Source organism: Luteimicrobium sp. NPDC057192 (assembly GCF_042670205.1).
Classification (GTDB): Bacteria; Actinomycetota; Actinomycetes; order Actinomycetales; family Cellulomonadaceae; genus Luteimicrobium.
The window spans coordinates 1-13,363 of the sequence record NZ_JBHUWD010000012.1; the positions used below are offsets into that span (position 1 = coordinate 1).

General features: G+C 73.0%; 7 protein-coding genes. 3 read left to right on the top strand and 4 right to left on the bottom strand.

All coding sequences use genetic code 11. From position 1 onward, the window contains the following. Positions 1-49: 49 nt before the first annotated feature. A complete protein-coding gene (gene uxaC / locus ACFT5B_RS07780) occupies positions 50-1,531 on the bottom strand; it encodes a glucuronate isomerase (RefSeq protein ID WP_386797421.1) in 1,482 nt (493 codons plus the stop codon). Between the two features lie 143 nt (positions 1,532-1,674). On the opposite strand from uxaC, the gene ACFT5B_RS07785 reads away from it, so the two are divergent. The 3 genes from ACFT5B_RS07785 to ACFT5B_RS07795 all read left to right on the top strand — a co-directional run bounded on the left by ACFT5B_RS07785 (position 1,675) and on the right by ACFT5B_RS07795 (position 5,990). Continuing rightward, entirely contained in the window at positions 1,675-2,676 is a 1,002-nt protein-coding gene (locus ACFT5B_RS07785) for a LacI family DNA-binding transcriptional regulator (protein WP_386797422.1), read from the top strand. Continuing rightward, positions 2,673-4,187: a mannitol dehydrogenase family protein gene (locus ACFT5B_RS07790; RefSeq protein ID WP_386797423.1), complete on the top strand. Its 1,515-nt coding sequence runs from the start codon at positions 2,673-2,675 to the stop codon at positions 4,185-4,187. The genes ACFT5B_RS07785 and ACFT5B_RS07790 overlap by 4 nt, the downstream gene beginning before the upstream one ends. A 771-nt stretch (positions 4,188-4,958) precedes the next feature. Further along, positions 4,959-5,990, top strand: a complete 1,032-nt coding sequence (locus ACFT5B_RS07795) for a 3-oxoacyl-[acyl-carrier-protein] synthase III C-terminal domain-containing protein (RefSeq protein WP_386797424.1) — start codon at positions 4,959-4,961, stop codon at positions 5,988-5,990. Positions 5,991-6,120: 130 nt separating this feature from the next. Here ACFT5B_RS07795 and ACFT5B_RS07800 read toward each other — a convergent pair whose 3' ends face one another. The 3 genes from ACFT5B_RS07800 to ACFT5B_RS07810 all read right to left on the bottom strand — a co-directional run bounded on the left by ACFT5B_RS07800 (position 6,121) and on the right by ACFT5B_RS07810 (position 13,269). After that, on the bottom strand, positions 6,121-8,787 hold the full coding sequence (locus tag ACFT5B_RS07800) for a discoidin domain-containing protein (protein WP_386797425.1): 2,667 nt from the start codon (positions 8,785-8,787) through the stop codon (positions 6,121-6,123). A 209-nt stretch (positions 8,788-8,996) separates the two neighbouring features. Next, complete coding sequence (locus ACFT5B_RS07805; RefSeq protein WP_386797426.1) at positions 8,997-10,523, bottom strand: DUF1996 domain-containing protein; 1,527 nt, start codon at positions 10,521-10,523, stop codon at positions 8,997-8,999. 82 nt (positions 10,524-10,605) lie between these two features. Then, positions 10,606-13,269: a discoidin domain-containing protein gene (locus tag ACFT5B_RS07810; protein WP_386797427.1), complete on the bottom strand. Its 2,664-nt coding sequence runs from the start codon at positions 13,267-13,269 to the stop codon at positions 10,606-10,608. Positions 13,270-13,363: the final 94 nt, after the last annotated feature.

The window sequence follows — 13,363 nt, forward strand, 5'->3', positions numbered from 1 at the left end:
GCGTAGTTCTTGTGCGACACGCCGGGCGGGTCGCACAAGAACTACGCACTCAGCGGGGGGTGGGGGCGGTGGGGCGGGGGTAGGACTCGTGCGGGAGGCGGTAGGCGAGGTCGACGGCGGTCTCCACCGCCTCGTCGAGCTCGAGCCGGTGCTCGGCGACGAGGCGCGCGAGGTAGCCGGCGTCGGTGCGGCGCGCCAGGTCGTGCCGGGCGGGGATCGAGCAGAAGGCGCGCGTGTCGTCGACGAACCCGCTCGTGTTGGCGAAGCCCGCGGTCTCGGTCACGGCCTCGCGGAACCGGCGCATCGCGTCGGGGGCGTCGAGGAACCACCACGGCGCGCCCACGCGCAGCGCGGGGTAGACGCCGGCGAGCGGCGCGAGCTCGCGCGAGAACGCCGTCTCGTCGACCGTGAACGCGATCATGCGGAACCGCGGGTGGTGGCCGAACGCCTCGAGCACCGGGCGCAGGCCGTGCACGTAGTCGGTGGGGACGGGGATGTCGTAGCCGCGGTCCGTGCCGAACGCGGCGCGCACGCGGCGGTCGTGGTCGCGCAGCACGCCCGGGTGCACCTGCATGACGAGCCCGTCCTCGCTGGACATCCGGGCCATCTCGAACAGCATGTGCGCGGCGAACGCGTCGGCCTGCGCGGCGCTCGCCTCGCCGCGGAGCGCGGCGGTGAAGATGCGTGAGGCGTCGGCGGCCTCGAGCGGCGTGCTTCCCGTGCTGAGCATGCCGTGGTCCGTCGCGCGGGCGCCTGCCGCGACGAACGCGGCCCGGCGGCGCCGCAGCGCCTCCAGGTAGGTGGCGTAGCCCGTGACCTCGAGCTCGGCCGCGCGGGCGGTCGCCTCGAGCTCGGCGCGCCAGTGCGGATGGTCGACCCGCACGACGACGTCCGGCCGGAACGTCGGGACGACGCGCTCGCCCCAGCCGTCCCGGCGCAGGGCGGCGTGGTCGGCGAGCGGGGAGGACGGCAGGTCCGTCGTGGCGAGGAGCTCGATGCCGAACCGCTCGAACAGGGCGCGGGGGCGCATCTCGGGGGTCGCGAGCCGGTCGACGAGGTGGTCGAACAGGAGGTCCGCGGTCTCCGCCGACGGGCGGACCGGGGCGTCGAAGACCTCGACGAGCGCGTGCTCGAGCCAGTAGCGGGTGGCGGTGCCCCGCAGCAGCGGCCAGCCCGTGCAGAACCGGCGCCAGATCTCGCGGGGCGCGGGGACGTCGTCGGACCCGTGCGCACGGGGGACGCCGAGGTCGCCGACGTCGCGGACACCGGGGACGCCCCGAGGCGAGTTGGCCTGCGAGACGAGCAGGCGCGTGAGGTAGTGGTCGGGGGTGACGAAGAGGTCCGCGGGGTCGCCGAACGGGCGGTCGGACGCGAGGAGGCCCGCGTCGACGTGGCCGTGCATCGAGACGATCGGTAGGGCCCGGGTCGCGGCGTAGATCTCGCGGGCGAGCGCCCGGACGCCGGGCTCGGCGGGCAGCGCACGGTCGTCGCTGAGGGTCCAGCGGATGGTGGTGGTCGACTCTGTCGCCATCGGTACCTCCTCGTCGAGCACGCGGTCCTGCGAACGTTTGCACAGTAGCGCACGCTCCTGGGCGTGGGAAGCGCCTCGTGGTGTCTACAATCGTTCGCACAGGGTCGGTGCGCCGGCCCTCCCAACGAGCCGAGGAGTCGCCCGTGGTCACCGTGCGTGACGTCGCCAGCGCGTCCGGCGTGTCCATCTCGACCGTGTCCCGCGCGCTCTCCGAGCCTTCGCGGGTCGCGTCCGCCACCCGGGACCGCGTGCTCGCCGCCGCGCGCGACCTGGGGTACGAGCCCAACCGGGCCGCGTCGGGACTGCGCAGCGGACGGACGGCCACGCTCGGCGTCGTCGTGCCGGACCTCGAGAACCCCTACTTCGCCTCCGTGACCAAGGGCGTGCAGGCGCGCGCCCGGGAGCACGGGTACGGCGTGTTCGTGGTGGACGTCGAGGAGGACGCGTCGCGCGAGGCCGACGAGGTCCGCGCGCTGCTCCGGCAGACCGACGGCGTGATCGTGGCGTCGCCGCGCGGCACCGACGACGACCTGCTCGCACTCGTCGCGAGCACCCAGCCCGGGCGCGCCGTGCTCGTCAACCGCCGCATCGAGGGCGTGCCGTCCGTGACCGCCGACGACGTCGCGGGTGCCGTCCGTGCGCTCGACCACCTGCGGGCGCTCGGGCACCGCCGGATCGCGTACGTCGGCGGACCCGCGACCTCGTGGTCCGACCGGATGCGCCGCGAGGGGCTGCAGCGCGCGGCAGCGGGGGGCGACGGCGCCCGGTCCGTCGAGATCGTCGACCTCGGCGCGTTCCGGCCCCACGTCCAGGGCGGGTACTCCGCCGCGGACCTCGCGACCGGCGCGGGGGCGACCGCCGTCGTCGCGTACAACGACCTCGTCGCGCTCGGCGTGGAGCAGCGCCTCCGCGAGCGCGGGATCGCGGTGCCCGCCGAGGTCAGCGTCGTCGGGTTCGACGACACGTTCGTCGCGACCCTCGCCTCGCCGCCCCTGACGAGCGTGGGCACCGACCTTCGCGCCGTCGGGGGAGCGGCCCTCGACCTGCTCGTCGAACGGCTCCGCGAACCGGACGGCCCTGCGGGCCACGTCGTGCGGCCGACCGAGCTCGTCGTGCGGGCCTCGACCGGGACGGTCTCCGCGTGAGCCGGCTCGACGCACGGACCGTCCTCCCGACGGCGGTCCGCGGCCCGGCGCCGCGCCCGCGCCAGGTCGGGATCGTGCACCTCGGCATCGGCGCGTTCCACCGCGCCCATCAGGCCGTCCTCACCGAGGACGCCGCGGCCGCGGCCGGCGACGACCGGTGGGGCATCCTCGGCGTGACGCAGCGGTCGGACCGGGTCGTGCGGCAGATCCGCCCGCAGGACGGCCTCTACGGCGTGCTCACCCTGGGCGAGCGCGAACGGTCGCTGCGCGTGATCGGGAGCGTGCTCGACGCCGTCCACCCCGGGCCGGGCGGCGACGTCGCCCGGGTGCTGGCCGCGATCGCCGCACCGACGACCCACGTCGTCACGCTCACCATCACCGAGAAGGGCTACCTGCGGAGGCCGGGCGGCGGGCTCGACGTCGCCGCGTTCGCGCCGGACCGGGACGCGGTGGTGCGGGCGCTCGTCGTCGGCGGGGACCCGGTCGACGAACCGCCCGCCGCGAGCGCGATCGGGCTGCTCGTGCGCGGGCTGTGGGCCCGCCACCAGGCAGGCGGCGAGCCGCTCACCGTGGTGTCGTGCGACAACGTCGCCGCGAACGGTCGCGTGCTCGAGGGCCTCGTCCGGGAAGCCGTCGAGGCGATCGGGTCCGCCGCCGGGCCCGACCTCCGGGGGGCGACGGACGGGCTGGCGCGCTGGCTCGACGACGCCGTCACCTTCCCCAGCTCGGTGGTCGACCGGATCGTCCCCGCGACGACCGACGCGCACCGCGCCGTCGCCCGCGAGCTCCTCGGCGCCGACGACGACGCGCTGGTCGTCGGCGAGCCGTACGCCCAGTGGGTGATCGAGGACCGCTTCGCCGGGCCGCGACCCGCGTGGGAGGCGGCCGGCGTCCAGCTCGTCGACGACGTGACGCCCTACGAGGACGCCAAGCTGCTCCTGCTCAACGCGACGCACTCGCTGCTCGCGTACGCGGGCGCGCTCGCCGGTCACGAGACCATGGCCGACGCCGTCCGCGACCCGCGGCTCGCCGTGCACGCCCGCGCCCTCCAGGCGGAGGCGCGCTCGGCGCTCGACGCGGACAGGTCGTCCGGCGGCGGCCCGGACCTCGACCTCGTGGCCTACGCCGAGCAGGTGCTCGAACGGTTCGCGAACCCCGCGACCGGTCACCTCACCCGGCAGGTCGCGAGCGACGGCACCCAGAAGATCCCGCTGCGCTGGGGACCGACGCTGACCGGCCTCGCCGCCACCGACGCGACCGAGCTCCCCGCCGACGGCGTCCTCGTCGGGCTCGCCGCCTGGGCCGCGTTCGTCGAGCGGGCGCTCCGCACGGGCGCCCCCCTCGACGACCCGCGCGTCGACGAGCTCCGTGCCCTCGTCGAGGCGTCGACGGACACCTCCGCGACCGTTGCCGCGCTCCTGTCTCTCCCGGGCCTCCTCCCGGGCCGCCTCGGTACGGACCCGCGCGTCGTCGACGGAGTCACCCGAGCGCGCAAGACGATCGACGCCTGAGTCGGCGCCGCCCGTTCGCCGAGGGTGACGCCTCGTTCGCCGAGGGTGACGCCACGTTCGTCGAGGGTGACGTTGGGTTCGCCGAGGGTGACGTGGGCGGTGGTGGTCGAGTTCCGCGGGCGGGCGCGGTGAGCTGTCTCGGACTGTCGTGCTTCGGCCCTGGGGGCCGTGCGCACTCCTTGACGTCCTTCGACACCTCGCCGCCCCCGCCCGCTCGACCGGTTGCTCACCGACCCCCGCTGCCGTGGCCGGGGTCGGTGCGCAAAACCGTGCTCGGCCCGGAGCTGCCCCGCCCGGTTGGTAGCCCGAGCCCGGTGCACGCGTGCGCCCAACATGCGGTTGCCCGCTGTCGTCGTGCCGAGCAGGTGGTTGCTCACCCGTTCAGCGCCGCCACGGTGGGCAACGTCATGGTCGGCGACGAGCCGGGTGGGTGATCACGTGGTCGGCCGCCGCACGTCACCGTCGGCGAACCGCACGTCACCGTCGGCGAACGGGACGTCACCGTCGGCGAACAGAACGTCACCGTCGGCGGACCCAAGGTCGCACTCGGCGAAGCCCGGCGCGGCACTCGGGGAACGGGACCTCGCCCGGGTTCGCTGGGGAGACCGCGCGCCACCACCCCGTCGCCCGCACCCCGCCACAACCCCTGGCCCCGCACCCAGCCCGCGATCGCCCCCGCCGGCCCGAGAGGGGCCCGAGATGTACACCGACCGGACACCCCCGCGTACGCCGAGGTTTGGGCCTGAGCCCGACGTCCGGGATGATCGGTCCATGCCCTCGCTGCGCACCGTCACCGGCTCCGCAGGCACGCGCCTCCTCGGGCTCGGCCACCACCAGCCGGAGAAGACCCTCACCAACGACGACATCGCGAAGCTCGTCGAGACGAACGACGAGTGGATCCGTTCGCGGACCGGGATCGTCACGCGTCATGTCGCGGCCGACGACGTCGCCGTCGCGGACATGGCCGCCGCGGCCGCGCGGCACGCGCTCGACGACGCGCAGGTGCCGGGCGAGGACGTGGACCTCGTCATCGTCGCGACGACCACGGCACGGGACGCCAGCCCCAACACCGCCGGCCGCGTCGCCTACGCGCTGCGCACCGGCCACGTCCCCGTGCGCGGCGGCAGCGGCGAGGTGCCGCCGGAGTCCGTGCGCGGCGTCGTGGGCCCCGGGATCATCGACATCAACACGGCCTGCTCGGGCTTCGCGTACGGGCTGGGGCTCGCCGATCAGGCGATCCGTGCCGGCTCGGCTCGCACGGCCGTCGTCATCGGTGCCGAGAAGCTCACGGCCGTCACCGACTGGACCGACCGCAGCACGTGCATCCTGACGGCGGACGGCGCGGGCGCCGTCGTCGTGCAGGGGACGGACGAGCCGGGCGTGAGCCCGGTCGTGTGGGGCTCGGAGCCGGAGCTGGCGGAGTCGGTGCGGATCGAGGCGCCGGTGGACCGGTTCTCGCAGGACGGCCGGGCGGTGTTCCGCTGGGCCATCACCCAGGCCGCGGACCGCGCGCGGGGCATCGTCGACAAGGCCGGGCTGCAGCTCGACGACATCGAGGTGCTGGTCGCGCACCAGGCGAACCTGCGCATCATCGAGCCGCTCGCGAAGAGCCTGGGGCTCGAGGACAAGATCGTGGTCACGGACATCACCGAGTCGGGCAACACGTCGGCGGCGAGCATCCCGCTGGGGCTGTCGAAGTGGTGGCACGGCGGGAAGATCCCGAGCGGCGTCCCGGCGTTGCTGTTCGGGTTCGGCGGCGGTTTTACGTGGGCCGGCCAGGTCGTGCTGACCCCGGAGCACTGACGCGAGCGCTGACGCCGGGAGCGGCGACGCCGTGGCCCAGGACGACGACGAGCCGGCGGGACCCGCCGCCCTGCGTGCGCAGGTGCGACGGGTCCCGCCGGCTCGTTGCGTCGGTGTGTGACCGGTGGCGTCAGCCTCCGTACGACGTGACCGTCGCCGGCACGGTGTCGGTGCCCGCCGCGCGCGGGCCGGTGCCGTTGATGACGTGGGCGTACGAGCCCTGGCCGCCGAGCGAGACCGTCGAGATCGAGTGCAGCTTCACGCCGGGGGCGTTCGGCACCTCGAAGCCGTTCGTGACCTCGATGGACGGGTCGGTGGTGAACACGCAATAGGAGCCGAGCCCCCACGCCTCGTGCTGGGTGACGCCGTCGGACACCTTGTAGGCGGCGTACCCGACCTCGCCGTCGTGCGACCACGCGGCAGCGCTGGGCGGGTCGTAGGGGAGCTCGTTCTGGAAGAAGATCGTGCGTCCCCTCTGGCCGTTCCACAGCACGTTGTACTTCTGGTAGTGCTCGACGAACAGACCGTACGCGTTGACGTCGTCGCCGTTCACGACCAGGCCGTAGTCGGCCGTGTTCGACGTCCAGCCGGCGCCGGCGCCGTGGTCGGCCCGCCACGACCAGATGTGGTCGATGATCGTGTCGTCGGCGTTCACGATGATGCCGTTGTCGGTCTTGCCGGCGACGACGCCGCCCACCCGGATGAACACGTCCTGCAGGGACTGGGGGTCACCCGCGTGGTCGGTGTGCTTGCCGGAGTCGCCCAGCTCGATCACGGCGTGCGACTTCGTGGTGCCCTGGTCGAACAGCAGCCCGGCGACCTTGATGCCGGAGACGTCGGCGGTCTTGAGCCCGACGACCCCGTTCTCGGGGATGATCGTCGCCATGCCGAGGCCGAGGAGCACGGTGTCCGGCCGGGTGACGTTCAGCGTCTGGTCGAGGTGGTAGACGCCGGGCGTGAACAGGACGTTGAGACCCTGGGCGAGCGCGGCGTTGATGGTCGCGGCCGAGTCGCTCGCGTGCGCCAGGTAGAACGAGCTCAGGCTGAGCGAGCTGCCGGGCGTGTTCGGCCAGGTGACGCCGGTCGTCCCGGAGCGCAGGCTCGGCACGAACACCGCCCACTTCCCGTCCTTCCAGTACAGGTACGGCTTCTCCCGGACGGCGCCCGTGGTCGGCAGGGTGGTCACGGCGGGCTTGGGGAACGACGTCGCCGGGACGCCCTGGTCGCCGGAGAAGACCTGGTTCCACAGCGCGCCGTCCCACGAGCCGACGGACGAGTCGCGCATGTACCACTGCTGCTGCGTGTACGAGGTGACCTTGCCGTCGACCTTCGAGTCGGCGATGTAGCCGCCGGACGCCCAGCCGTACGCGGACGAGTCGAGCGCGAGGGCGCCCTTGACGTGGACGCGCCGCATGGGCGCGGCCTGGGCGACGGCCCAGCGAGCCTGCCCGGTCGACGGGGTGACGGCGAAGTTCTCGGCCGAGCGCCAGAAGTTCTGGGTCGCGTTCCCCCCGAACCACTGCGCGTCGACCCACACGCCACCGTTGATGTTCACGTCGTCGGGGTTGAGACCCGCGCCGCTGATCGACGTGTAGAACCCGATGTTGGCCTGCAGGTCGTAGGTGCCCGGCAGGAAGAGGAGCTGGTCGCGCTCGGTCCCGAACTGGTTCGTCTCCTGGCGGCTGAACACGTCGTTGACCGTGTTCTGCACGGCGGACTTGTCGTCCGTGGGCTTGAAGACGTGGACATTGGGGCCGAAGTCGGGGTTCGCGGGGTCGGCGGGCTGCACGGCTCCTCCGGTGGGGGGTGTCGTGGTGCCGCCGTCGCCGGTGAGCACCTTGAGCTCCCAGAGCGAGTAGCCGTAGCCCGTGCCGCGCGCGGAGCCGAGGACGCGCACGTACCGGCCCGAGCCGTCGACGGCGAGCTTCTGGGTGCCGCCCGTGCCGTTCGTGGTCTGGTAGACGGTGGTCCAGGCGGACCCGTCGCCCGACGTCTGGACCTGGAACGCCTTGCCGTACGCGGCCTCCCAGTCGAGCTCGACGCCGCACACGTGCTTGCTGCTGCCGAGGTCGACCTGGATCCACTGCGGGTCGGAGGCGGCCGAGGACCAGCGGGTGTCGGCCTTGCCGTCGACCGCGTTGCTCGCGGGCGTGCCGCCGTTCTCCGTCGACGACGCGGTGGCCGGCTTGCCGAGGGCGGCGTTCGTGTCGCACGTGCCGCCGCCCGAGCCGGGGTCGGTGCTTCCGCCGTCGCCGGGATCGGTCGTCCCGCTCGCGGTGCCGTAGACGCGGACCTCGTACAGGGAGATCCCGTAGCCCGTGGCGCGGTGGGTCGACAGGACGCGCACGTACCGGCCGGACCCGGAGACGGCGTCGGTGTCCTTGCCGCCGTCGGACGAGGTGGTCGCGTAGGCGTCGGTCCACGTCGAGCCGTCGGTGGAGACCTGGATCTTGTAGCCGTCCGCGTACGCGTTCTCCCAGTCGAGCTCGACCCGCGAGAGGGTCGCGGTGGCTCCGAGGTCGATCCGCAGCCACTGGCCGTCGGTGGCCGTCGAGGACCAGCGGGTGCCCTCGTCGCCGTCCACGGCGTTGGCCGCCTTGTAGTAGTCCGCGTTCTCGAACGACGACGCCGTCGCCGTCTTGCCCTGCGACAGCAGGACGGGGTCGGCCGCGTGGGCGGCGCCGAGCGGCACGGACAGCACGCCGCACGTGAGCGCGCCGACGGCGGCCCCCGCGAGGAGCGAGCGTGCCCGCGTGGTCAGGGCACGCGCGTGCCGGGATGGTGTGGGGTGGTGCATGAGTGGCTCCTTCAGAGCGTGAGCCAGCCCTACCGGGGGGTGCGTCCCGATCGGTGCAGTCAGATCGTCGTCGAGCTGGTCGCGGATGGTGCGGACGGTGCAGGTGGTGCGTCGGCGAGCTCGTTCTCGCCGCCGCGGTGGCTCGGGGAGGGCGCCGACGGCCTCGTCACGCGAAGTACGCGACGTGGCCCCCGGCGCCCGTCCCGGTGTCAGGCGGGCTGCCAGACGAGGTTGCCGGCGTCGTCGAGGACGGTGCCGGCCCACGGCTTGTAGATGTCGTTGCCGTGGGGGGTGCACTGCAGACCGCCGTTGATGCAGTGCTGCGTGAGCGCGGACAGGACGGTCTGGTCCCAGCCGTTCATGAAGTCGTAGTGCCAGTTCACGGCCATGACCGAACCGTCCGCCATCGTCATCTTCGCGAGGTGGACGCCGCTCATGTCGCCGCTGACGGGCCAGCTGATCTTCATCTCGATCATCGGGACCGGCACGGGGTGGTCGGTCGGGCACTCGCCGTTGACCGGGTAGGCCATGTGGCTGCGGTGGTCCGCCGTGTCGAGGTGGATGCCGTCCCAGCAGCTCGGCGCCTGGTAGCGCACGTTGAGCTGCGAGCCGGGGGCGCAGTAGGCGGGGATCGTCCAGTTCTTGGTCGAGTCACCGCACTCCCAGCCCTCGACGGTGCCGGGCGCGTTCTTGAACTGGTCCGCCGTGTACATCGGGCTGCCCGCGTAGAAGCGGAGCCCCGCCGGGAACGGGTGGACCTTCTTGTAGTCGACGATCCCCGACTTGTAGTAGATCGTCTGGAGGTCGGGGGAGATGATCTGGCCGTCGCCCCGGTACATCGTCGGGAACCAGTACGCCGACTTGTCCTGGCCGACCGTGCAGCTCGTCCCCGAGCCCGCGAGCAGGCTCTCGGGCGTCGACGAGGCGTTCGTGTCGAGGTTGCCCATGAACGAGTGGTTGTGCGACGCCCCCGGCTTGCCCGGCAGGATGAGGGGGTCGTCGAACAGCGTGTGGTTGACCGTGCAGTTCATCTGGAACTCGTGGTGCGTGACCGTCGTGTCGGCGCCGGGAGGGGCGTCGGGCAGCGGGCGCGGGTTGTACGGCGCCGGGTCGCTGCCGCCCACGCCGAACACCTGGAGCTCGTAGAGCGAGTAACCGTAGCCGGTCCCGCGCTGGCTGAACGACACCCGGACGTACCGGCCCGAGCCGGCAGCGGCGACCGTCTGGTCGCCGCCGGTGCCGCCCGTGACGGTCGCGACGGTCGTCCAGGTGCTGTCGTCGCCGGACACCTGGACCGTGAAGGCCTTGCCGTACGCGGCCTCCCAGTCGAGGACGAGGTGGTCGATCGTGGCGGTCGCACCGAGATCGACCTTGATCCACTGGGCGTCCGACTGCTGGCTCGCCCACCGGGTCGACGCGTTCCCGTCGACGGCCCGTGAGGCGACGAAGTCGGCGCCCTCGGCCGACGACGCGGACGCGGTCTTGCCGATCGCGATGTTCGACGGAGCGGCGGCCGCGGCGGCCCCCGCGGGGGCTGCGACGGCCTGCTGCGTGTCGGCCGCCGTCTGCATGGCGGCCATGTCGTGCATGCCCGCCATGCCGTGGGCGGCCGCCGGCACCGCCCCGGGTGCGGCGCTCGCGGACGCCGCGAGGGCGAAGGCGACCGCCGACGCCGCGGCGACGAAGGACGTCGCGGCGACCGCGACGGCCGTGCGGTTGGTTCTCCTGGTGCGCATGGTGCTCCTCTCCTCGTGCCGCCTCGGTCCGGGGTGCCGCGCGCCTGCGACGGCGCGCGGCACCCGGGACGTCAGCAGCGGGTCACTGGTAGATGCCCAGCTCGTACAGCGAGTACCCGTAGGCGGTGCCGCGCTGGGTGCCGTGGACGCGCACGTAGCGGCCCGACCCGGCGACGTCGAGCGTGTCGACCCCGCCGTCGCCGTCGGTCACGGTCTTGACGGTCGACCACGTGCTGCCGTCGTTCGAGACCTGGACCTGGTAGCCCTTGGCGAACGCGGACTCCCAGACGAGCTGCACGGCGTGGAACGACTGCACCGAGCCCAGGTCGACCTGGATCCACTCGTCGTCGTCCCAGTTGCTCGCCCAGCGCGTCGACAGGTCGCCGTCGACGACCTGGCCCGGGGACCAGTTGCCGTTGTACGGGTCGAACGAGGACGCGGTCGCCGTCTTGTGCAGGGCGATGTTCGTCCCGGCGACGGCCGGCGGCACGACGCGCATGTCGACGGTCTGCACGCCGACGTTCGAGTGCCCGTCCTCGGCCCAGACGTAGACCTTCCAGACGCCGGGGCGGCTGGGGGCGTCGATCTGGAAGACGCCCGGGGACGTCTGCGTGAACGGGACCTCCTGCGTGCCGGTGGCCTTGTCGATCCCGATCGAGTTGAGCGACGTGTGGTACGTGATGGCGTCGCCGTCGGGGTCGGTCACGTTCGCGCGGATCGTGGCCTTGCCGCCCGCGGGCACCGCGGCGGCGTTGTCGACGCTCATCGACGCGAAGCGCGGGGGCGTGTTGACGCCGGGCTGCGCGGCGGAGCCGCCGAACGCCTTGGCGACCGCGTAGTACGACAGGCGCTTGTTGTCGCCGGGGAGGACGTTGAACCACACGCCCCCGTAGTCGCCCTCGATGCCGTAGTGGAACAGGGTGCCGCCGAGCGCGACGCCCGTGTGGCTCATGAGGCACTTCCACGAGTTCGTGTAGCCGTCGGCGTTGTCCTGGTCGGTGCCCTGGTCGGGCAGGCCGAAGGCGTCCTTCGGCGCCTCCCAGTCACCCTCCGGGCCACCCTCGGTGAGGATGTACGGCTTGTTGAAGCCGCCCTGCTTCCAGTACGCCGCGGCGTCGCAGACGGCGCCGTACGAGTTGAGGGCGAGCAGGTCGAGGTCGGGGGAGTACTTCTTGTAGTAGTCCCACGCGCCCACCCAGGCGTCCGTGGAGGTGACGGGGTGGTTCGGGTCGGCCTGGTGGATGGCCTTCGCGACGTCGTTGACGAACGTCGTGTAGGCGGCACGCTGCGCGTCGAGCTGGGCGCCCGAGTAGCAGTTCTGGAGGCCGAGCACGGACTCGTTGCCGACGTCCCAGATCAGCACCGCGGGGTGGCTCTTGTAGGTGTTGACCTGGTTGAGGATGTCGGTCATCGACGACGACTTGTACGACGCGTCGTTGACGTAGTCCGGGCAGCCGCCCGAGCCGGGACCGCCGCCCGGGCCGAGCCAGAACCCGGCGACCACGCGGACGCCGTACTTGGCCGCGACGTCGAACAGCTGCTTGCTGTCCGCGCCGGTTCCCCAGGTGCGCAGGGTGTTGGCGCCGAGCTTCACGAAGGTCGGCATGTAGTGCTCGGCCTGGTCCGCGGACGGCCCCCAGGTCATGCCCTTGACGGTGTACGGCTGCCCGTTCACCGTGAGCTGCCAGCTCCCGTTGCCACCGGTGACCTTGACGACGCTCGCGCTGGTCAGAGGACCCGTGACGTCCGTCGGGGTGCCGGGCGTGCCGCCGCCGTCGCCGGGGTCGGTCGTGCCGCCGCCGGTGCCGTAGACGCGGACCTCGTAGAGCGAGATGCCGTAGCCGGTGGCGCGGTGGGTGGAGAGGATGCGCACGTAGCGCCCGGCGCCGGTCGTGGCGTCGACCTCCTTGCCGCCCTTGCCCGTGGTGGTCGCGTAGGCGTCCTTCCAGGTGCTCGCGTCCGACGAGACCTGGATCTTGTACCCGTCGGCGTAGGCGTTCTCCCAGTCGAGCTCGACGCGCGAGAGGGTCGCGGTGGCGCCGAGGTCGATCTGGAGCCACTGGCCGTCGGCCGCGGTGGAGGACCACCGGGTGTCGGCCTTGCCGTCGACGGCGAACGCGGGCTTGTAGTAGTCGGCGTTCTCGGTCGTGGACGCGGTGGCGGTCTTGCCCTGGGAGAGGAGCGTCCCGGTGCCGGAGCTCCCCGTCCCGCCGTCGCCCGAGCCGCCCGACCCGCCGGGCGTCCCGTAGACGCGCAGCTCGTAGATCGAGATGCCGTACCCCGTGGCGCGGTGGGTGGCGAGGACGCGGACGTACCGGCCCGAACCCGACAGCGTGTCGGTGTCGGAGCCGCCGTCGGAGGACGTGGTGGTGTAGGCGTCGGCCCAGGTCGAGCCGTCGGCCGAGACCTGGATCTTGTACCCGTCGGCGTACGCGCCTTCCCAGTGGATCTCGGCGCGCGACAGGCTCGCGGTGGCGCCGAGGTCGACCTGGAGCCACTGCCCGTCCTTGGCCGCGGACGACCAGCGGGTCGTGTCGTCGCCGTCGACGGCGGAGGAGGCCTTGTAGTAGTCGGCGTTCTCGAACGACGACGCGGTCGCGGTCTTGCCCTGCGAGAGCAGGACCGGGTCGGCGGCGTGGGCGCGGGGCGCGAGCGCCGCGGTGCCGGCCAGGACGAGCGCTGCGGCCGCGAGGGCTGCGGCTGCGCGCCTCCGGACGCGCGGATGCGCGGTGAGGGTGGGGGACATGCGGCTCCTTGGATGGGGCCAGCCCGCGGCGAGCTGCGGCGCGGCGTGCCGCACACCCAGATCTCCGTCGAGCTGGTGCTGCCTGTATCTGTGC

Excerpts from the sequence above, each read along its gene's own strand:
- ACFT5B_RS07795 (WP_386797424.1), top strand. The coding sequence starts at position 4,959 with ATGCCCTCGCTGCGCACCGTCACCGGCTCCGCAGGCACGCGCCTCCTC.
- ACFT5B_RS07810 (WP_386797427.1), bottom strand. The coding sequence starts at position 13,269 with ATGTCCCCCACCCTCACCGCGCATCCGCGCGTCCGGAGGCGCGCAGCC.
- ACFT5B_RS07800 (WP_386797425.1), bottom strand. The coding sequence starts at position 8,787 with ATGCACCACCCCACACCATCCCGGCACGCGCGTGCCCTGACCACGCGG.
- ACFT5B_RS07805 (WP_386797426.1), bottom strand. The coding sequence starts at position 10,523 with ATGCGCACCAGGAGAACCAACCGCACGGCCGTCGCGGTCGCCGCGACG.
- uxaC (WP_386797421.1), bottom strand. The coding sequence starts at position 1,531 with ATGGCGACAGAGTCGACCACCACCATCCGCTGGACCCTCAGCGACGAC.